26 protein-coding genes are annotated in these 19,468 nt (G+C 35.3%); 19 read left to right on the top strand and 7 right to left on the bottom strand.

The features are described from left to right. The first annotated feature begins 142 nt into the window (after nt 1-142). The 4 genes from QWY99_RS06150 to QWY99_RS06135 all read left to right on the top strand — a co-directional run bounded on the left by QWY99_RS06150 (nt 143) and on the right by QWY99_RS06135 (nt 2,546). Complete coding sequence (locus tag QWY99_RS06150) at nt 143-1,105, top strand: RNA-directed DNA polymerase (protein ID WP_290262763.1); 963 nt, start codon at nt 143-145, stop codon at nt 1,103-1,105. Next, complete coding sequence (locus tag QWY99_RS06145) at nt 1,092-1,388, top strand: DUF8468 domain-containing protein (protein WP_290262761.1); 297 nt, start codon at nt 1,092-1,094, stop codon at nt 1,386-1,388. Before QWY99_RS06150 ends, QWY99_RS06145 begins: the two co-directional genes overlap by 14 nt. Before the next feature lie 275 nt (nt 1,389-1,663). Next, the gene (locus QWY99_RS06140) at nt 1,664-2,236 is read left to right on the top strand and encodes a hypothetical protein (protein WP_290262758.1); all 573 of its coding nucleotides are present in this window, start codon (nt 1,664-1,666) and stop codon (nt 2,234-2,236) included. Between the two features lie 97 nt (nt 2,237-2,333). After that, nucleotides 2,334-2,546, top strand: coding sequence for a hypothetical protein (locus QWY99_RS06135; protein WP_290262756.1), 213 nt, complete (start codon nt 2,334-2,336; stop codon nt 2,544-2,546). Here the strand turns inward: QWY99_RS06135 and QWY99_RS06130 are convergent. After that, on the bottom strand, nt 2,532-3,062 hold the full coding sequence (locus tag QWY99_RS06130) for a hypothetical protein (protein ID WP_290262754.1): 531 nt from the start codon (nt 3,060-3,062) through the stop codon (nt 2,532-2,534). The two genes, QWY99_RS06135 and QWY99_RS06130, sit on opposite strands and share 15 nt — an antisense overlap. Before the next feature lie 2 nt (nt 3,063-3,064). Further along, nucleotides 3,065-3,625, bottom strand: a complete 561-nt coding sequence (locus QWY99_RS06125) for a hypothetical protein (RefSeq protein ID WP_290262751.1) — start codon at nt 3,623-3,625, stop codon at nt 3,065-3,067. Nucleotides 3,626-3,686: 61 nt separating this feature from the next. Between QWY99_RS06125 and QWY99_RS06120 the strand changes: the two genes are divergently transcribed. Further along, nucleotides 3,687-3,965, top strand: coding sequence for a hypothetical protein (locus QWY99_RS06120; protein ID WP_290262749.1), 279 nt, complete (start codon nt 3,687-3,689; stop codon nt 3,963-3,965). Here the strand turns inward: QWY99_RS06120 and QWY99_RS06115 are convergent. The 5 genes from QWY99_RS06115 to QWY99_RS06095 all read right to left on the bottom strand — a co-directional run bounded on the left by QWY99_RS06115 (nt 3,958) and on the right by QWY99_RS06095 (nt 9,194). Next, complete coding sequence (locus tag QWY99_RS06115) at nt 3,958-5,313, bottom strand: putative phage head morphogenesis protein (RefSeq protein WP_290262747.1); 1,356 nt, start codon at nt 5,311-5,313, stop codon at nt 3,958-3,960. The two genes, QWY99_RS06120 and QWY99_RS06115, sit on opposite strands and share 8 nt — an antisense overlap. 116 nt (nt 5,314-5,429) lie before the next feature. Then, nucleotides 5,430-6,737 carry a phage portal protein family protein gene (locus QWY99_RS06110; protein WP_290259650.1) on the bottom strand — a complete coding sequence of 436 codons (1,308 nt, stop codon included), beginning with the start codon at nt 6,735-6,737 and terminating at the stop codon, nt 5,430-5,432. A gap of 3 nt (nt 6,738-6,740) precedes the next feature. Next, nucleotides 6,741-7,211, bottom strand: a complete 471-nt coding sequence (locus QWY99_RS06105; protein WP_290259653.1) for a hypothetical protein — start codon at nt 7,209-7,211, stop codon at nt 6,741-6,743. Next, nucleotides 7,211-8,758 carry a hypothetical protein gene (locus QWY99_RS06100; RefSeq protein ID WP_290259655.1) on the bottom strand — a complete coding sequence of 516 codons (1,548 nt, stop codon included), beginning with the start codon at nt 8,756-8,758 and terminating at the stop codon, nt 7,211-7,213. Before QWY99_RS06100 ends, QWY99_RS06105 begins: the two co-directional genes overlap by 1 nt. Next, nucleotides 8,751-9,194, bottom strand: a complete 444-nt coding sequence (locus QWY99_RS06095; RefSeq protein WP_290259657.1) for a terminase gpP N-terminus-related DNA-binding protein — start codon at nt 9,192-9,194, stop codon at nt 8,751-8,753. The genes QWY99_RS06100 and QWY99_RS06095 overlap by 8 nt, the downstream gene beginning before the upstream one ends. 144 nt (nt 9,195-9,338) lie before the next feature. Here QWY99_RS06095 and QWY99_RS06090 point away from each other — a divergent pair, with 144 nt between their 5' ends. From QWY99_RS06090 to QWY99_RS06025, 14 genes are all read left to right on the top strand, one after another. Continuing rightward, nucleotides 9,339-10,331 carry a hypothetical protein gene (locus QWY99_RS06090; protein ID WP_290259659.1) on the top strand — a complete coding sequence of 331 codons (993 nt, stop codon included), beginning with the start codon at nt 9,339-9,341 and terminating at the stop codon, nt 10,329-10,331. Between the two features lie 12 nt (nt 10,332-10,343). Beyond that, the gene (locus tag QWY99_RS06085) at nt 10,344-11,300 is read left to right on the top strand and encodes a hypothetical protein (RefSeq protein WP_290259661.1); all 957 of its coding nucleotides are present in this window, start codon (nt 10,344-10,346) and stop codon (nt 11,298-11,300) included. A gap of 71 nt (nt 11,301-11,371) precedes the next feature. Continuing rightward, nucleotides 11,372-11,656 carry a hypothetical protein gene (locus tag QWY99_RS06080; protein ID WP_290259663.1) on the top strand — a complete coding sequence of 95 codons (285 nt, stop codon included), beginning with the start codon at nt 11,372-11,374 and terminating at the stop codon, nt 11,654-11,656. Continuing rightward, nucleotides 11,656-12,111 carry a CHAP domain-containing protein gene (locus tag QWY99_RS06075; RefSeq protein ID WP_290259664.1) on the top strand — a complete coding sequence of 152 codons (456 nt, stop codon included), beginning with the start codon at nt 11,656-11,658 and terminating at the stop codon, nt 12,109-12,111. The genes QWY99_RS06080 and QWY99_RS06075 overlap by 1 nt, the downstream gene beginning before the upstream one ends. Beyond that, nucleotides 12,108-12,632 carry a hypothetical protein gene (locus QWY99_RS06070; RefSeq protein ID WP_290259667.1) on the top strand — a complete coding sequence of 175 codons (525 nt, stop codon included), beginning with the start codon at nt 12,108-12,110 and terminating at the stop codon, nt 12,630-12,632. Before QWY99_RS06075 ends, QWY99_RS06070 begins: the two co-directional genes overlap by 4 nt. A 16-nt stretch (nt 12,633-12,648) precedes the next feature. Then, the gene (locus tag QWY99_RS06065; protein WP_290259669.1) at nt 12,649-13,218 is read left to right on the top strand and encodes a hypothetical protein; all 570 of its coding nucleotides are present in this window, start codon (nt 12,649-12,651) and stop codon (nt 13,216-13,218) included. Continuing rightward, a complete protein-coding gene (locus QWY99_RS06060; protein ID WP_290259671.1) occupies nt 13,218-14,378 on the top strand; it encodes a DUF2586 family protein in 1,161 nt (386 codons plus the stop codon). The genes QWY99_RS06065 and QWY99_RS06060 overlap by 1 nt, the downstream gene beginning before the upstream one ends. A gap of 2 nt (nt 14,379-14,380) precedes the next feature. Continuing rightward, a complete protein-coding gene (locus QWY99_RS06055; protein ID WP_290259673.1) occupies nt 14,381-14,815 on the top strand; it encodes a hypothetical protein in 435 nt (144 codons plus the stop codon). 16 nt (nt 14,816-14,831) lie between these two features. Further along, nucleotides 14,832-15,236 carry a hypothetical protein gene (locus tag QWY99_RS06050; RefSeq protein WP_290259676.1) on the top strand — a complete coding sequence of 135 codons (405 nt, stop codon included), beginning with the start codon at nt 14,832-14,834 and terminating at the stop codon, nt 15,234-15,236. Nucleotides 15,237-15,405: 169 nt separating this feature from the next. Next, nucleotides 15,406-17,115 (top strand): tape measure protein, encoded by a 1,710-nt coding sequence (locus QWY99_RS06045; RefSeq protein ID WP_290262745.1) that lies wholly within the window; start codon nt 15,406-15,408, stop codon nt 17,113-17,115. A 2-nt stretch (nt 17,116-17,117) separates the two neighbouring features. Beyond that, entirely contained in the window at nt 17,118-17,765 is a 648-nt protein-coding gene (locus tag QWY99_RS06040; RefSeq protein WP_290262743.1) for a DUF6046 domain-containing protein, read from the top strand. After that, the gene (locus QWY99_RS06035) at nt 17,766-18,755 is read left to right on the top strand and encodes a hypothetical protein (RefSeq protein WP_290262741.1); all 990 of its coding nucleotides are present in this window, start codon (nt 17,766-17,768) and stop codon (nt 18,753-18,755) included. It begins immediately after the preceding gene. A gap of 8 nt (nt 18,756-18,763) precedes the next feature. Further along, complete coding sequence (locus QWY99_RS06030) at nt 18,764-18,952, top strand: hypothetical protein (RefSeq protein ID WP_290262739.1); 189 nt, start codon at nt 18,764-18,766, stop codon at nt 18,950-18,952. Next, entirely contained in the window at nt 18,952-19,461 is a 510-nt protein-coding gene (locus tag QWY99_RS06025) for a hypothetical protein (protein WP_290262737.1), read from the top strand. Before QWY99_RS06030 ends, QWY99_RS06025 begins: the two co-directional genes overlap by 1 nt. Nucleotides 19,462-19,468 lie beyond the last annotated feature (7 nt).

Here is a 19,468-nt window from a genome sequence, read left to right as displayed (position 1 = left end):
AATTGGAACACGAATTCGAATGTCAGCTCGCACCTGAGCTTAAAATATTAAACACCACAGACCTTGCCAACAGGGCAAAAAAACACAAAATTAATAGGTTCGTTAGTAAAGTAATTGAAAGCGAGCCAATCTAAGCAAAGCAATGAAACGAATCAATAATTTATACAGTCAGATTGCATCTGTTGATAATTTAAGGATTGCCGAAACTAAAGCAAGAAAAGGTAAATCCAATCAATATGGTGTCAAGATTTTTGATAAAGACCCCGAAAGCTATATTATCAAACTTCATGAGATGCTTTTAAATAAAGAGTATAAAACCTCACAATACACAACCTTCACCGTTTTTGAGCCTAAAGAAAGACTTGTTTTTCGTCTTCCTTACTTCCCTGACCGAATTACCCATCATGCTGTAATGAATGTTTTAGAATCAATATTTGTAAAGGTTTTTACAGAAGATAGCTATGCGTGTATAAAGAAAAAAGGAATTCATGCAGCTGCCAACAATATCAAAATAGCCTTAAAAGACCAGGATAATACAAAATACTGTTTGAAGTTGGATATTGTCAAGTTTTATCCTAATGTAGATCATGATATACTAAAAGCATTACTTAGGAAGAAATTCAAGGACAATGACCTACTTTGGCTACTGGACGAAATTATTGATAGCGCTGATGGTTTACCAATAGGGAATTATCTAAGCCAATACCTGGCTAACTTTTATCTTACCTATTTTGACCATTGGATAAAGGAAAACAGAGGCATTAAATATTACTTCAGATATGCCGATGACATTGTAATTCTTTCGAATAACAAACCTCATTTACACGCTATTTTATCATATATTAAACAGTATTTAAACGCCAATTTAAAACTTCAGGTAAAAGATAATTATCAGGTGTTCCCTGTTGAATCTCGTGGAATTGATTTTGTAGGCTACAAGTTCTACCACACGCACACACTGCTTCGGAAATCAATTAAAAAACGATTTGCTAAGGCAGTTTCCAAAACAAAAAACAAGGCTACTATAGCCGCTTATAATGGATGGGCGAAACATTGCAATTCCAAACACTTATTAAAAAAAATACTTCCCAATGAACAATTTTAAAGATTTTAAAATAAAAGCCGAATTATCCACTTTTACAGGCGACAAAATAAAAATAGATAGATTATTAAATGCCGAAATATCAGTACTAGCCTATAAAATTGAGGATTCGAAAGTAAAACAAGGAACAAAGCTCTTGATACTTCAACTCGAAAAATCAGGCATCAAACACGTTTTATTCACAGGATCAAACATTTTAATGCAAATGATTAAACAAGTACCTGAAGACAAATTCCCATTCAAAACAACAATAATAAAAGAATCAGAACATTTAGAATTTACTTAAAAAAGACAACAACTACGGAAATCCGTTAAAAATATTTAACTAACCTTAATACATTTGAATTATGGACAAGTATGCCGAAATAATTTATAGACATCGAGCGGAAGAAACTAGTGTCATTTCAGCACTGGAATCAAAACAAAAAAAGTTAGACATGATTTTTCTTATTTTTTGTATTATATTATTTTTCTCACTTATATGTATATCTTATCATCTTTTATATATACATTTGGAAAGCGAAAAACTAAAACAATGGCTGGAAACACATTGAAATGATTATGAAAAAACTATTACACCTTTTATTACTTCTTTTTTGCTTGATTTCAAAAGCTCAAAATATTGATCTTTTGAAGAAGGCAAATAAATGCGATTTTAATTTTGCACGGACACTTTCGGATGATATTATTTCAACTGCAAAAACGAAATATATTTTCCTGACTTCAAAGCAATCCAATTATTTACAATTAGTAACTTTTGTTTATGTAAAAGAAGGAATAACCGAAACGGAAAAAAAAGGAATTGAGGCATATCTTGCTATTTACACCGGCAGATATGAATTACAACTTGATAATTGTATAACGGTACATTTTAAAGTTAATCACCTTGGAGCTAATCCAGACTTAGAAATAGAAGGAACAAAAGAATACGTTTTTGATTTTGTTAAAGGAAAGTTTCTTGATTTATACCCATTTTATCAAAAAAATATTGAACCTACAGCAACAACGGAAAAAACTTTGACTACTCAAATTTATAGCGTAAGAAAAGATGCAGACGGGTATTGGTATAATTTTGCAAAAACACAAGTTGATAATCTTTGGTATCTTAAAAATATGTCAAGTAGATTAAAATAAAAATCGTTTAAAAACTTTTTGAACCCGCTAATTAGCGGGTTTTTTTATGCCTAAAAGTTGTGTTGCACATTAAAAAAAGGCTTCTTACTTTTGCTTCATGGCGTATAATAAAAAGAACTACAACAAACGAGCTCAATTTATTATTGAGGTCTATAAAAGCGTCAAATATTCAGATGTGCCTGATACTAAGATTATAAAAACTATTTTTCCTCAGCATAACATTTTTATATCATACCGTCAATGGATGAATATTAAAGGAATGCCAATTCCTAAACAACCAAAAACACAATTGTCATTATTCGGTACGTAAACCTAACTGAACTTTTTGCGAATTATCATCACAGCTATAATCTTCAAATTCACAAGTAAAAGTTAGTTCCCTGACTCTTAAACCTACATCGTTTCTATTGTGACCAGTAGCTGCGGTTCTATTAAGAGATTGGCAAAAATCACTTTCCCAACATTGAACTACCATAAATAGTTGTTGTTCAATCTCTAAATATTTCAGCCCCGTTTTTCTACTATCAAGTGGTGCATCTTGCCATGTTTGACAGTAATTTTCAAATACTAAAGTGATAGAAATAACTGGTAATGCAAGTTGATTATTACCTTGTAGATTGGAAAAAGCAGTGTTGGGAAAGTCAATTAAAACAGCTGGAAACGCCATATTTTTTCTAGGATCATCCATTCCTAATTGCCCTAAGTCCTGTTCAATGTAAACTATGTCTGGAACTTCTGTTTTTATACGTTCTTGCAGTTCTAAAAAGAGTTTTCCAAAAGGTGATTCTACATCATTTAAAAGATTGGTTATTGCTGATACTACCATAATTATTGCATTATTTGTTTAATATCTCTTGCGACTTGTCTCTCAATAGCTTTATTTAATACTACACTATTTCCTTCGTTGGTTGGCATAAATTGACGTTTAGGTATATTCATTTTTCGACTGTGCGCCTTTATGGTACTTTCACCAGATTTATACGTCACTGTTTGCATGCGCTCTTTTCCTTTTTTAGTCAATTTTCCAGTACCAACTTTCTTTTTGCTGTACTTGTTTCTAGTGTGTGCTTTTACCGTTACAGTACCTTTAAATCCTTCATTGTGTAACCTGGCATAAGGTCTGTTATTCTTCAAAGTCACTTGTCCAGGTTGCGTGGTGTAATGATTGTCAGCTCGCAAAGCTCCACTATCAACTAAAGTTGAACCTTTCTTTTTATTACTTTTTTTCCAACGGTCAAAGCTTTGACCCTGAAAGCCTCCTGCTCTGAAATTACCATTTATAAAGCGTAAAGCGATGTTTCCAGCTACTGATGGAAAACGACTATTTGCATAGTTTTTTAGTTCATTTGCTTTAATTTCAAGTGCTCTTGAAAATTCTTCTGGTGTCATAATCTTGTAGTTTTAAGCATAAAGCATTGTTATTCAAATAACATTTAGTAATTTTGTTTTTATGATAACCATTTTTAACTATAATCCAACAGATCAGGAGCTCAGCGATATTCGTTTTGATGCTTTTTCTTTGTGTCAAAAATTTGGTATAGATACTGATAAAGAGCTAACTCCAGAGCTTTATTTAAACCTTGTTTCGCAAGAAAACGCTTATTATGATTTAGCGGTCCTTTTCGAATTTAGAAAAGATCAAAAAAAAGCAGATGAGTTTTGGGCAAAACTTCCAAAAGAATTACAATCTGGTGGTTTGGGCTACGATTGTTTAAATATTGCTATTTAGTATTTTCTCTTAAATAAGCGCTCACCTTACTTCCAATTGTGCTATAATCCTGCATTAAAAATGGCATTAAATCTTTTACCGCTTGCTTTTCATCAATATTTAGCATTTTAAGCGTACCTCTAAATTCAGTAATCCAACTTTTATAGCCGTAACCGTTTTCCAGAATTTCTTTTTGGTGGATTGCTTTACCTCCAAACTTTTTCATAAAGTCTGGGTAAGTATGCCTTGCACAAAACTGATTTATAGTTTCCATATTTTTAGTACCAACTGCGCTCAATGACTTAGGTGCTGATTTGGTTTTTGCGTGCAAAATTTCATGCCATAAACTTTCAAAAGAATATTCCTGGTTAAAGGTCATTTTCTTACCGCTTTTAATGGCCGCTAAACCGTTTCTAAATTCTTCAAGCGGATTAAACTTAATACTGCTAAACTCATGCTTACTTAATGTAATTATTGAACCGCTAGCCCAGTCACCAGTTGACGTATTGTGATACATAGAATGTTGCATCATGTATGAAGTAGACTTTAAAAACTTCACTTCATCTAACCCGCGTCTGAAATCTTCCGGTGAAAATTCAGCATATTTAGTTAATATCGTTTTGATTTCTTTATCAGTTGGTAAATTACCCTTTATATAATCATGCAGGTTTATTGAACTTTCTTTTTTCGGTTCTTCAGGTGCTTTTATTTTATCCTGATCCTTTACTTTAAAGTATGGGTGCCTATCATTAAATATCACATTACTCAATGCAGCATTGTTATCGAAAATGGTGTCTTTTATCAAAGGATTGACCATTACATTAGCCCAATCACTATCAAATTCTTTACTTAGATTTCTTGCGATACCTGGTATAATTGTACATCGACAACCCCACGCCAATGGAGTGTATAAACGAAGCCAAATTTTATCTGTTTTGAGAGCTGTAAACTTGTCAAAAATCCTATGTTCTGGACGTACAGCACTATCACCAACAGTTGAAAACTGCAAGTATTCCGCATCCATCGTATGCCACTTACGAGCCATTATAGAGCTTTGAGTGACGTATTTCACTTCTGCTGATAGATAATTTTTATTGAATACTTCGCCAGTATCAGCAACTATTTTTTTTATAGATTCAAAGCTTCGCTGTTGCCCTTTAAGATTGAAAACGGCATCTTTAAATAAGTGAAATTGAGTTAACGTTTTAGCGTAACTGAATTGTTCCACATTTAGTGTGAATGCATCTTTTAAAACTTTACGGCTTTCATTATCGTCAAATGAAGGTCCTAATCCACTATTGACAGCCTTTATTAATTGCGTTGCTGTTCTGTTGTAAACAGCATCAGTATTTAGGTCTTCACCATTCATTAACTGCCTTGCAATTTTTGCGTAGATGTCATCCCAATTGTCGGCTGCTAAATCATCCAGTTCAAGATCAATACAACAGGTACAATCTAAACTATATAAATTATTTAATTGCCCGACTAATGTCGGGCTTGGTCGAAAAAATCCGCTAAACCTTTAAAAAGTAAATCCATTAGGTTTTGCTTTCTGGTTTCGGTTAGTTGCGATTTTGGGGGTTGTTGACGCGATGGTTTTTTAGAATTATTATCGTTTGGTTCCGGTGCCGGTTCCTGGTTTGCCAGTTCCATTTTTGCTTTTAACTCATCGTAGTTATCAGGCTTTGGAATTTTATATGTTTCATACCAATAATCATCACCTACAGGAACTTTTGAACTCACAACCACATCAATTTCCATTCGCATTTTTAACTTGGTCAAATCAAGATCAAGTTCAAACTCAAATTGACCATCGACGTTATAGCCATATGATTTTAAAATCTGTTTAAACTTTTTGCTGTTTAATAGATTTTCAACAAAAATCAAATCTGAAATAGTCAATTCGTCCTGTTGTTCTCCGTGCTCTTTTGATTGTGCATAACCGCTCGACTTACTGGATGAAGTTGTTTCTGTATTTCCCAAAATGGCGATTGCCATTTCTTCGTTACATGCATCTTTTAAACCAAGTTGAAGCTTACCGTCACCATTTGAGGTTTTGCCGTCAAGCATTTCAAATTCGGCTTGTTTTGGTATCATCATCGCAAGCGATGAACCGCTATCGGTTAGTAGAGTTTTAAGCTCTTGTTTGGTTTTTGTATCATACGCATCATACTTCATGATTCGAACAGGTTGCCCGAAAATCTCAACGTATTGTGCATAATCTCCAAAGGTTCCACGTTTATATATTCCATAAATAGAACACGCTAAAAGCAATCCTAAATCTTTTGGTTTACCTACAACCCAAACAAAAGGCATGTCTTCGTAAGCATAACCGTCTTGTTCTGAAAGTCCGTATTGCGATTTGGTAATTAATCCTTTCTCGGGTTTAATGTGCTTTCTTTCAACTTCTTTAAAGGTCAGTTCTTCACCTATAATAAACTCAACACCTGAAATTCCCCAAATTTTAGATTCCATTATTAAAGTAGTCAATTCACGTCCTTTTTCACTCTTAATTAAGGCAGTTAAGTCATCATCCTGTTTGCCGTCTTTTTTAATGAATTTTAATTTTTTATTAAGTACAGCATCTATCCTTTTTTGAATAATACCACGCAAAAAACCATCCATTGAAAGGATGTCGTGATACAAGTCATATAGCATGACACGATTAGGATAATAAACACTTTCAGCAGTAACGACGCTTTCTTTTAGTTTTCCGATGTCTTTACTGCTACGGTCAGGAGACACGAGTGTTAAGTCGTGAATGATATAAGCCTCTTTTTCTTTATTTTCCATGGTTTAAAATCTTTGGATGCGTTTTTGGTTAGAACCCCAGAAAACACCATCATTCAATGTACTTTCGTCTTCTGGTGTTTCTGGATCATCTTGTTTATAAGGCCAGTTTGGATTTATATTTCCCTCTTTAATATCAAACAGCCATCCGGGTACTTCCTTGTTACCAATCATCAACTCCCAATCTTCGCGAAATAACTCTAAATTGACATTTGGATTTGATTTTCGTACCAACCAATAAGAGGCAATTACTTTAATTGTCTTCTTTAAATTTTCATCTACAACTGTTGGAGCTAATGCCGGTTCTACGTAATCATCGCCAAAAAGTGCTTTTAAATCATATTTAAACAGGTATGATTTACAAAAATCCTCAGCTGCTTTGATTTGAGTAATTGTTTCGTTCGGATTGCTTCGGGTTATTGCTGCAATAACTTCCGGGTATAATTCGGTGTTTAATTCTGATGGTTGTACTAACATTACATTCTATGTTTATTGGCTTGACGTTTGAAACTTTCGATTGCTCCGGTAGCCGTTGTGATTTGTACTTCTTTTATAGTCCAGACAGCACCTTCGACACAATCGGGTCCATCCATTAGCTTTGCTTTTCGGCTGAAACTGGTAAACTGTGCAACAAGTCGCTCCATATGTGGATTGGTTTTCTCCACTACATTAAAAATCAGATGTCCTAAACGGTTTAGTGGTTCAAGCCCTCCCTCAATTCTTGCGTATTTTTCAGGCTTCTTGCGGTCATCCGGGCGGATTGGTAAAAAGGAATTTCTTTCTTCGTTTATTCTGTATATATGAGGTAAAATAACCTGCTCGTAAAATGGATTTTGAAGTGAATTGTTTTCTATCCATATATAAACTGGGTCAACTCCGCCACGCTTACAAATGTCATGCGCTTCAAATAGGTATTCACAAAACTTAGCGTTACTCATTTGATCAACCCAAACTTTTTGGATGTAATAGTTAAGTCCCTTGTTGGCTACAATAGTAATTGCCTTGCTACTTGCATTGGTTTTATCTGAATTACTAGGTGCCGGATCGGCATAAATTACAACATTATCACAATGGCGTAGTTGTGGACACTTTTCGAAAATAATATCTTTAAAAGTATCACCACCATCCATTGGGTTATTGAAGTACTCTTTTTGGTAACTTTCGTAACTTATCAAAGAAAGAACCCTGTCGATATTTGCTTCTGTATTTTTTTGAGGCCAAGTACTTTTTCCTTCTTTATCACGAATATTAATGACTTCGTGAATATCAGCTTTTTTACCCATTTCGGTAATACAACAATACTTTGCAATAATGTTTCCACAAGCAATAATTCTTAATCCACTAGAAATTGAACGGGTTGGAATTAAAGCTTGTTCAATCCATTTAACACGTTCCTTTACCCTTTCTGGATTACGGCATATTTCGTCGGTATCAATATCGTCAATCAAAATTAGATTAGGTCTCTTTGCTTTATTACGAGTTCCACGAGGCGATTGACCTGCTCCAATACCACGAAAAGCCAAACCTTTTCGAGTTGTAAATTCGGTAGATTCCCAACCTCCTATCTTTTTTTGAACACCATAATCATTAATGATACGATTATTACTTTCTAAACTTCCTTTATATGGTAATAGTAATCTTTCAGCATTATCTAATGAATCAGATACTAAAAGGATAGTATCTACTTTTATGTCAACCGGAATATCAGCTATACCCAGGTACAAAGTTTCCATCATGGTTCGACCTGACTTTGAAAGTTCTCTCGACCACGAACGAACTTCATACCATTCGGGATTAGCTATAACTCTTTTTGTAGCCCTTATATGAAATGGCGCGGGCTCACTTGTATAATACATTGGGAAATAGTATTTAAACCATTCCTCAGGATGTTTTTCAAGATGTTGTTTTCTCTTGATTTTTGCCGAATGAGTTTCGCTTAAATCTATAGGAGTAGCATTGTCCATGTTTTCACAGAACTCACGCCATAACTCTAAATATTCCTTGTCGGTAACTCTTTTAGCCATTTTTTAATTTTGAGTTGATAAACTCATCGATGTAATTCTTGAATTTTTTTGCATCACCTAAATCAACAGATTGAATGAACGTTAATAATTTTCTTGAAACCTCCACATATTCACCTAAACCTATTTCGGTTTCCAGGCGTTGGATGTTTGCGGTTATTTTACTCATTATGTCCGCTTCCTTAGATTCCGGAATCGGAACATCACGTTTTGCAATCAATTCGTTTAATGCCTCCAATTGATTATACCAATGCACAAGTTGCGCCTCCTTAGTTGTCAATAGGCTTTTTCGAAGCTTCGCCCAATTGTCTAATTCTGCCCACTTTCCTATTGTCTTTTCGGTTACGCCTGTACGTTCAGCAATCTCTTTAAAAGTGATTCGCTCATTTACATATAATATTCGAGCATACTCCCGCTCTTGTGCTTTGGAAATTCCCATTTTACTCTTGATTACATGGCAAAATTGACCCAAAACAACCCCATTTTAAAATATGTGTGCAATCCTTACGTCTTTATTTTCAATGCTTTGCAAACATTCGCAAGTTTGTACTCACTTTAAAACACATATAAACATGAAAGCTTAATGAGTACACCAAAACAGAAAAAAATCGATAAAGAATTTTGCATCACTGACGACTCAGTGAATGTATATGGCTATCGATGTTTAACGTCTGGTTTATTGGTAGATGAAGTCAAGAAAAACCCTATCGGTTTTAAAATGCACAACCGCGACAACGGTGTTGTGGTGCGTTGGGAAGACTTTAGAATCGATAATGATAAGGTTTATGCAAAACCGATTATCAATTTGGCTCATCCACAAGGTGAGACGATTGTTTCAGAGATCGAAAACGGTTTCTTGAATGCGGCCAGCGTTGGAAAAATAGTTGTGTTGGATTATACCGACTTAAAATCATTGATGTTGCCAGATCAAACAGGACCTACTATTACAAAGTGGTTTCCTCGTGAAATATCGCTTGTTGATATTCCGGGCAATTACAATGCACTTGCCGATCTTTTTGATATTGATGACAACGAATTAAACCTTTCAGATTTAAAAAAAACTAAACCCAATAACATGAAAAAAATCATTTTAACCGCGGGCTTTTTGACCGCATTGAATTTAAGTGACAATTCAAGTGATGAAGATGCAAACGGTGCATTTCAGGACTTAATTGACAAAGCCAATAAAATACCTGGACTGCAAAAAGATTTAGCAGATAAAACCAAAGCTTTAACTGAAAAGGAAAAAGAATTGTCTGATTTGAAAGATTCACATGTAGCCAAAGAAGTTCAAGACTTACTTTCAAAAGGTGAAGCTGACAAGAAATTAACTAAGGAAGTTTCTGCAAAATTAGGAGAAAGCTTTAAAGCTGATCCAAAAGGTTTAAAAGACTTAATCGATGCGATGCCAGCGCAAACATTGATTACAGATCAGTTGGGAGATAATAAAGACGCTTCCGTATTTGCTGGAAAAAAATGGGATGATTTATACCAATCTGACCAATTAGAAACCGTACGTATTCAGCTTCCTGATTTGTACGATAAATTAAAAAAAGAAAAATATCCTAATTCATAATCCAATTTAATTATGGCAAATCCAAAAATACCCCAAGAGTTTTGGGCATCTTATATCGTAGAGAAACTACGTAAAACAAATCCACACATTGCACTTTGTTTTGATGAAAGCAAATTTATTGTTGGTGGTTCTGTTGTCTATATTCCACAAGCGGGAGCTAAACCAAATGTTGTAAAAAATAGAGGTTTTGGGGCGGCTACAGCGGTTCAAAGAGGTGATACTGCAATTGCTTATGTACTTGACGTATTTACAACAGATCCAACAGCACTGTTGACTTCTGAAACACTTGAAATCAGCTACGAAAAACAAGATAGCCTTTTAGCAGATCATACCGACACCTTAGCAGAAAGTATTGGTGACGAATTGACGTATAACTGGATTAAAGGTATCAAACCTGCCGTTGGCGGTGGCACAACTGTTGAATTTTTACCCGTTGCAAGACATATCGGTACTGCCGGTACTGCAACAGCTGTAAATCCAGTAGATGGCCAGACTGGTACTAGAAAAGGATTCACATTCGCAGAGTTTGATCTTATGCAGGCAACTTTTAATAAAGACAATGTGCCAAAACAAGATCGTTACGCAATGCTTGAAAGTTTTATGTTAAAACAGTTTCAAAATTCATTAACCACAAACGAAATGGCGGCCTTTCAAGCTACTGCTGATTTGGCTAATGGTGTTGTTGGAAAATATGCGGGTTTTACAATTCTTGAAAGAAGTTCAGTATTAGCATTATCATCTGCGGGAGTGTTTAGATTACCTGGAGAGGCTTTGGCTGCAACTGATAATCTGGCAAGCATCTTTTGGCAAAAGAACAGTGTAACCAAGTCATTGGGAGATACTAAGCTTTTCCAAGACATGGAGAACCCATTGTACTATGGCGATATTCACTCAGGACTTGTAAAAATGGGCGGTCGTTGTCGTCGTGAAGACTGGAAAGGTGTTGGAGTTGTAGTTCAATCTGCTTAATGAATTAAAATATTATATATATCCAAAAGGTTTCTACGCCTATAGTAGAAACCTTTTTTTAAAACAACTACATGGACCAATTTGTATTCCCAATATTAACTGCTTTTTTTTCTGCATTAATCACCTATATATTTTCAAAGAGAAAAAATCTTGCTGAAGATCGAGCTGCTGAACTAGATAATGCAGTGAATGCTGTAAAATACTATCGTGATTTACTTGACGATATGGCAAGCAGATTAACTGCTGCAACGGAAACCATAAAAACAATGGAAGCGCAACACCGTGAATTAATGGGTATAAATCAGCATCTAGTGGAGGAGTTACAAAAGTTCAAACAACTTAACGGAAAAATATAGTGAGCACATTAGGACAAAAAACATTAGCTGTATCGATTACACAGTTAGGAGTTGAAGAAATTCCAAAAAACAGTAACGCAGGTCCAGCAGTAGAAAAATATTTAAAGTCTGTAGGACTTGGCAAAGGCTATGCTTGGTGTATGGCATTTGTTTATTGGTGCACCAAAGAAGCATCAATACAATTAGGTATCACAAATCCTCTTGCAAAAACTGCAGGAGTTTTGGCAATGCTAAACTTTAAAAAAGAATTAGTAGTTAAGGAACCACAGCCCGGAGACATTTTTATCATGGACTTTGGCAAAGGTCAAGGACATACTGGATTAGTTGAAAAGGTAGAAAAAAACATTATCCACACCATTGAAGGTAATACTAACGATGATGGTAGCCGGGAAGGTTACAAAGTGTGTCGAAGAAAACGAAACAAATCCACAATTAAAGCATATTTAAGAGTATGAAAAACCTAAAATTAAAATTCTGTCTGTCCATTTTTTGTTTTGTTGTTTTGGCTACAACACTAGTGGCTTGTAAAAGCTCTAGTGTTGTACCGCCAACAACAATCGAAACCACTACAACGGTAACTACAAAAGAAGTAGTACGCGATACAACTTTTAAAATCCCACAAGATAATAGCTATTATAAAGCCTATCTGGAATGTGTTAACGGAAAGGTCGTTATGAATAAAGATGTAAAACCAGTGTCTACACCAGGGAAACATTTAGAACCTCCAAAAGTCAATTTACAGGATAATATATTAACCGTTGACTGTAAGGCTGAGGCAATTAAGTTGTTTGCACAATGGAAAGATGTTTACACTAAAGAACATCAACAAATAATCAAAAAAATACCTTATCCGGTTGAACGAGAACTTTCGTGGTGGCAATTAACTCAAATTTATTGTGGTCGATTGTTTTTAACCCTGTTAGCACTTTTTATAATTGTTGTCGTGCTACAAAAAACAAATGTTATTAAATACTAATTAAATACTGTTTAAAATGTCAAACGAAAAAGCGGTCGATTATTTCGACAGACACCCATCAAGCAATGAATGTCATATTACATCTGACAACAGAGTATTTCACACTAAAGGAACTGCTGACAGTCATGCAAACGGGCTAAAAGACAATAAAGTTAATTCTCATTACAGAAGTGATTACGAATTATCGAACATAGAAGTACTTGGTCCTGATATTGAAACTGGCATCGCAACTGAAACGCCTGAAGAAAAAGAAGCTAAATTAAAATTGAGAGTTGATAAATTAGTCTCTTTAGGTTTCCAGCAGATTGAAGACAATTTTGTTAATGCCGAAACTAATAGCAGTATTTCTGCTACTGATGTTTTTGAATCAACAGATGAGCTGTTTGAAATTTCAATCACACCCCCTAAAACCCAACTCAAAAAAGTTTACACTATTGAAGATTTGAAAGTTTTTGATTTCGAATCAGATTATGAGGTCATCAAGGCAATTGTTAAAGGTTTAGCCCTTGAAAGTGCTTCAAATTCTAAAAAAGACCTTTTAGAGGCTATTACAAAAGCAAAAGCTAATTTAGAAAGTCAAGAATAATGGAACTAGGAACCGGAACGCCAAAGGTTACTGTAGCAGTAGCCTCGGGCAACCTCCAACGTCAGTTGCAAATTATGGATGGTGTTGCAGGACTTATGGGAACGGCCCAAACTAAAATAGGTGTAATTGAAACTGTTTTTGGTTATGATGATGCAATAGCAAAGGGTTACACCGTTGCAGCGGAACCATTTTTAAACAAGGCTATTGAGGTGTTCTATCAGGAGTTGGGAGGTAATAAGGCTTTAACTATTCTTGGAGTTGAAGACACAATGACTCTTACGCAAATGGTTACTTCGACTAATGCAAACGGTCTTAAAAAGTTACTTAATTCAGTACAAGGTAAAATCACCATTGTCGGGTTAATTCGCAAGCCAAGCGAGGCTTACGCAATGTCAGAAAATCTCTTTTTGGATAAAGATGTAGAGGACGCATTGTTAGCATCTAAAACATTAGGACAATATCAGCAATCAATCAATAAGCCTGTTAGAATGCTTATTGAGGGTAGAGTTGCCGATTTAGAAGCTGATTTGTTCGAACCTAATACGGTTGGGAATGGTTTTGCGGGTGTTGTACTTGGTAGCAATTTGAAAGATGGTTCTGGCGCCAGTGGTGTTGCTTTGGCTTTGGCCAGATCAGTTAAATACCAATCTCATATAAAAATTGGCAATGGGCAAAATGGTCCTTTGACTATTTCTGATGCATTTATCGGTGACAGAGCTATCGAAGATTATTACCCGGAGGAACTAGATATTTTTGCCAATGCAGGTTACATCATAATGCATCGACGTGACGGATCAGCAGGATATTATTTTGCAAGAGATAATATGGCGACTAATGACGATTTCAGAATCTTAGTGCACGGCAGAATAATTGATAAAGCTCAAAGAATTGCTACAGCAGCCGCAACTCCAATGTTAGAAACTTCTGTTCGTGTGAATGCTGATGGAACCATCAATGGGACCGATGCGAAAGATTTAGAAGAAACAATCTCTCAACAATTGAGATCACAATTAGCGGGTCAGGTAAGTGATATTGATGTTAATGTACCAACTGATGTAGATATAATTAATACTAGCACTGGAGCGATTGAAGTCAAAGTTTTGCCTCTTGGCTATTTGACCTGGATTAAAGTAAAAATAGGTTTAACTGCTAATTTATAGCTATGAATATAAATATAAGTTCATCAGAGTGTGCATTTGCAAATTTTGAGATTAAAATTCTAACGCGAACAATTAAAGGATTACGCGGGTTTAGCTTCAAAAAAGAAGTTGAAAAAGAACATTTATACGGGGCTGGTGATGAAGCTATCGATATTCAATCTGGTAACAAGAAAAATTCAGGAAGTATAAAGGTATTAGGTTTTGAAGCTGATGCCATGAACAAAGCCGCAAGAATTGCAGGATTTGAAGACATTACCGAGGTACCACATGAGCTAATTGTAATCACTTGTACATATCGAAAAAGATTGGTTGACCCAATCTCTACATACATCGCTTCAGGTGTTGCTTTTACGGAATCAGGTGTTGATCTGGAACAAAATGCAAAGTTTAGAGAAATAACATTGCCTTACCTGGCAATGAATGTAAGATTACCATAACATCAAAAACAAACAAATGACAAAAACTGCAGTAAACAAAGGAAATTTAAAAGGCGCTTTCGCTAATCGTAAAGCCAAAGAAGTTGAAAAACTTAAAGAGTTTGATTTAACACCATATATCGAAAAATTTGGGGAGCCAAAGTTAGAGGAATGGAAGCAACTAGCTGGAGGCCGTAAGTTGATCTATTTAAAACACGAAACTGACTTGGCAGTTTTAAGACCTCCGACAGCCGATGACTTAGGCGACTATATGGAAGCGATAGGAAGTGCCGGACTGAGCAAAGCTGTTGCAATGGTGATGGAGCAACTTTGGTTGGATGGTGATATTATCCTAATCGAAGATGAAGAAAAATTCATTTCTGTTTTCTTACAGATAAACAACATCTTGGAAGGGAAGAAAGCCGAGTTTTTTCGCGCTTAGTAATAAAGGCATAAAAGATTGCCAGAATAAAAAAGCAGGACTAGATCACCTGATTGTATTTGGGTGTATGAAATTCGGAGCAAATGCCTTAAAAGATTGGGGTGATGAAACATTTTTCTATCGGACCGGGATTGCACTTGAATTATCAAAAAAAGAAGAAACTTAGGTTATGAATAACACGATTGATTTTGTTTTAAGAATGCGTGACATGGCAAGCTCGAACCTAACCCGATTAGGTTCGACTTCTCAGTCCGTGTTTAACAGGATGAGTCAATCGGCTAATCAAATGACTGGTCGCAACCGTATTTTAGGAATGAGCTTTGCCGAGCTACAGAATAAAATTAGACAAGTTGAAGACACAATTAGCAGAAGTACTATTCCTAGTCAAATTGCAATGGCTCGACGTGAGCTAGCCTCTTTACAAAGGCAATCGGTTAGTCATTCGGGCAATACAAGTTTTTCCTCTGGTAGCAGTTCTAAAGGTTTAGGTGTTGGAGGCGTTGCAATTGGTTCTATGATTGGCAATTTAGCTTCCTCTGGTGTTTCAATGTTGCTAAACGTGGTAACTGCTGGTGTTGGCACAATGATTGAAAAAAGCTTTGAAAAAGAGCGAGCAATTACTGGATTGACTACTTTTTTAGGCAAGCAGGGCGCGCAAGATGCATATAAAAATATTAGAGAGGATGCAAATGCAACGCCTTTTGATACTGCCTCGCTTTTAGAGGTAAATCGTTCTTTGATTTCAGCGGGACTGAATGCTAAGGCAGCTAGAACTGATACTATGAATTTAGCTAACGCCGTTTCGGCTGTTGGTGGCGGAAATGATATTTTATCAAGGATGGCCGCTAATATGCAACAAATTAAGACGGTCGGGAAAGCTACAGCAATGGACATCCGACAATTTGGAATAGCCGGAATTAATATTTATACCATGTTGGCACAATCAACAGGCAAAAGTATTGACCAGGTCAAGGAAATGGAAGTCACTTATGAAGACCTTGCAAAAACTCTGGCGATGGCAAATTCTAAAGGAGGTATCTATGAGGGAGCTATGGCGGCACAATCGCAAACAAAATCTGGAAAATGGGACACTGTTAAGGATAACTTTACGACTGCAGCATCTGATTTAGGTGATGCGTTTTCACCAGTTATCAATAAGTTTCTCGATATGGGAATTAAGTTCGCTAACGGTATTGGTCCTATGATTGAGCGTGCACAACCTTATATCGATGCATTTGCCAACGGTGTAGGTAAAGCGGTCGACTATGTTACTCAAATTGTTAGCGGTACAGGCAAGTGGAGTGAATGGGTTGCAATAGCTAAAAACAATTTTAACGTCATGTACCCAATAATCCAAAACATAGCTCTTAAGCTTTGGGATTTTGTAAGTCGAATAGTGGAGTTTGTGCGTAAAAGTGAAATTCTAAAGGACGTTTTTAGGTTTATTGGCTGGTACATGAAAAATATTGGTGATGCTATAGGTGTTGTTTTAGATGGCATTCTTTGGGTTTGGAACAACCTTGTAGAACCTATTTTAAATAAAATAGAAGCTTTTTACAAGTGGATAAAAGGCAATAATACAATTAATGTAAAAGGTACAAAAACCTTAATTACTCCTAAGGCACCAAAAGATGAAAGTCCAGACGATTCGCCATTAGGTGCCGGAGGTTCATTAATGGCTTCAAATAACGCATCTGGAAAATCAGCGGGTGAAACCGTTTCCGGTTCGGGTCCAAAAGTGGTAAATATCCATGTAGGGAAGTTTTTTGAAAACCTGCAATTTACTACCATGAACGCCAACGAATCAGTTGATGAAATGGAAAGAATTGTAATGGAATGTTTAGCGAGAATAGTATATAACGGTTCAAAAATGGTTTAATTATGTTTAGTACAAATACAGTAGTTGATTTAGTAAAATTATATAAAACCTATTTTGCAAACTCACCTTATTTTATTACTGATAAGGATTCGTTACAACCTACAACAGAAGAAACGGGATATTCCATAACAACTGAAAATACACGTCCAAAAGGTAGTATTGATTATTCAAGTAAAAATATTCCTTTCAATAAAATTGGTGCTTACGGACAGGCGATTTGGTTTCCTGTAACTCTTAAAACAACAACAATTGATAATAATGGTAATGCTGTTTTTGTAGAGATTGAAATCGAAGCCTGTACCGTTGGCGTTAATTTAATAAAGGAAATAGTTAGAACCCCTGTAAGTGAGCGTAAAGGAAAAGTAAAAGAGTGTTTTGCTATTGATGATTATAAATTTACAATAAAAGGTTTTTTGATTGGAAAAAACAAAATGGTCCCTGAAGATCAAATAACTACTTTAAAACAAGTTTTTGAAAGTACTTATCCTGTTGAGCTAAATGGCGGTTATCCTGAGATTTTTTTAGATAATAGCTGTAGGGTAGTTATTGGCAGTTTGGATTTTCCAGAAGTACAAGGAAAAGCAGTCTGGATACGTCCCTTTTCGATGACCCTTGAAACGGATTATATACAAGATTTAATTATACCATAAATGTTTTATTTAACCAGTGAAATAGCAATAGGAAATTACAAAAATATAAAGCCGTCAAAAGTTTCTTGGAAAACGGATGTTAATAGTTTTACAGATACCTGTACGATTGAATTGCCGACAATTAGTTACCTAAAAAACATTAAAACTAGCCCCGAAGACGAGCAAGAGCTAAATAATCGTACAGAATATCTTTTTAAAGAAAACGACAAAATCAACATATTGCTTGGTTATGATGGTAATAACGTAAAGCGTTTTGAGGGATTTATCAAGCGAGTAAATATGGGGATTCCTGTAAAAATTGAATGTGAAGGATATAGCTATTTATTATATGACATCATTTTTAATAAAACTTATTCAGTCGTAACTGTAAAGCAGTTGTTAACTGATCTATGCTTAGGAACTGAAATTGTTTTATCAGCTGAAATACCAAATGTTCCTTTAAAGAATGTTCGATTTAAAAATGCCACAGGTATTCAGGTTTTGGAATGGCTAAAAAAAGAGGTGCATTTGTCGGTTTACTTCAATTTTAATGAATTGTATGTAGGTACTCAATACGGAAAGAAAGGCAAAACGGTAAAACTTCGTTTAGGTTGGAATACCGTAAAAGATGATGATTTTAAAAAGCGTTTGGTTGATAAAAATATTAGAATAGTTATCCAGGAGAAAAACGGCCAAGGAGAAGTTAAGCGCACTAAATCAGATGCTGACAAGTACGACAACCTAAAAACTGTAAAAGTAAAGGCGGGATTGCCCGCTGATCTGCTAAAGCAAATTGCTAACAGATTGCAGACCAAAAGCAATTATAAAGGGTACGAAGGCAATATAACAGCATTTTTAGAACCAGCCACAAACAAAGGAGATATAGCCGAAATAGATGGTTACAAATATCCCGATAAATCAGGAAACTTTTTTGTAGAAAGCGTTTCGGGTGAGTTTGGAAAATCAGGAGGCAGGCAAACAATTCAATTAGGGTTTATAGCAACAAAATAATTAAGACAATGAAAAAAATAGCCCTTACAAAAAAGAAAAAAAAACAATCAAAAGCTTTTCAAAAAGCGGTTGAGCCTTTAATGAAATATTTAGCTAAGAATCACCATCCACATACAAAATGTATAGTTGAGAATAATATTGCTGAATTAGTAGAAGGGATTGAAGTTCATAATACAGATAAATTCATATTGGATTAATGGCAACATTTGATCAAATAAGGGAGGGGCTTGAAAGCATGGCTAAGAATCATGGTCCTGCTGTAAGTAACATTGCGAAAGTTAAATCTGTTGATGAAAATACAGCTTTATGTGTTCTTGAAGATGAAGACGGACAGGAATTTTTAGACGTACGACTTCGCCCGGTTCTCTCAGATAAAAAAAGTTTCATCCTGGTACCAAAAATTGGCAGTTACGTTTTAGCTGTTCGCGTTGAAGATGATGACGACTGGATGATTATTGCAGCCGATGAAGTTACAAAAGTTGGCTATTACATTGAAAATACAATTATTGAAGTTGATGCAACCGGATTTTTATTTCAAAAAGAAAACGAAACATTAAAAAAGATAATGGTTGATTTAATAGCTGCTATAAAAGCGATGAGTTTTATTGTTTCAACTCCTGACACTTTAACTGGTAACACAACGGCGCTGAACAATATTCCACAATTCACAGAAATTGAAACGAGAATTAATCAGTTTTTAAAATAGGTTTAAA

The sequence above is a fragment of the Flavobacterium branchiarum genome, from assembly GCF_030409845.1.
Taxonomy (GTDB): Bacteria; Bacteroidota; Bacteroidia; order Flavobacteriales; family Flavobacteriaceae; genus Flavobacterium; species Flavobacterium branchiarum.
This window is presented reverse-complemented; position numbering and strand designations above follow the sequence as displayed.